The sequence below is a fragment of the Dapis hubbardiae BLCC-M172 genome, assembly GCF_050016015.1.
GTDB lineage: Bacteria > Cyanobacteriota > Cyanobacteriia > Cyanobacteriales > Microcoleaceae > Trichodesmium.
In genome coordinates this window covers 23,984-24,403 of record NZ_JBNHEQ010000193.1, presented here as the reverse complement: position 1 = coordinate 24,403, position 420 = coordinate 23,984, and the positions used below count along the sequence as shown (strand labels likewise).

The window sequence follows — 420 nt, the reverse complement described above, 5'->3', positions numbered from 1 at the left end:
GTTTTTCTCCTAAGCTATCGTAGACATGGCCAATATTATTGAGAGTTGTTGCTTCCGTAGCACGAGCGCCTACTTGCCGAAGTATAGGTAATGCTTGCTGTAAGTAATTGAGAGCTATTTGTTTTTCTCCTAAGCTATCGTAGACATGGCCAATATTATTGAGAGTTGTTGCTTCTCCACCCCGATCCTCTACTTGCCGAAGTATAGGTAAAGCTTTCTGGTAGTAATTGAGTGCTGTTTGTTTTTCTCCTAAGTCACTGTAGACATGGCCAATATTATGGAGAGTTGTTGCTTCTCCACCCCGATCCTCTACTTGTCGTTTTATAGGTAAAACTTTCTGGTAGTAATTGAGTGCTGTTTGTTTTTCCCCTAAGTCACTGTAGACAGCACCAATATTATTGAGAGTGTTTGCTTCCGTAG

The 420-nt window shown here is 41.2% G+C and carries 1 protein-coding gene; it reads right to left on the bottom strand.

The window, feature by feature from the left end:
* A partial coding sequence (locus ACP6PK_RS17650) for a tetratricopeptide repeat protein (RefSeq protein WP_426561274.1) occupies positions 1 to 420 on the bottom strand: 420 nt, incomplete at both ends.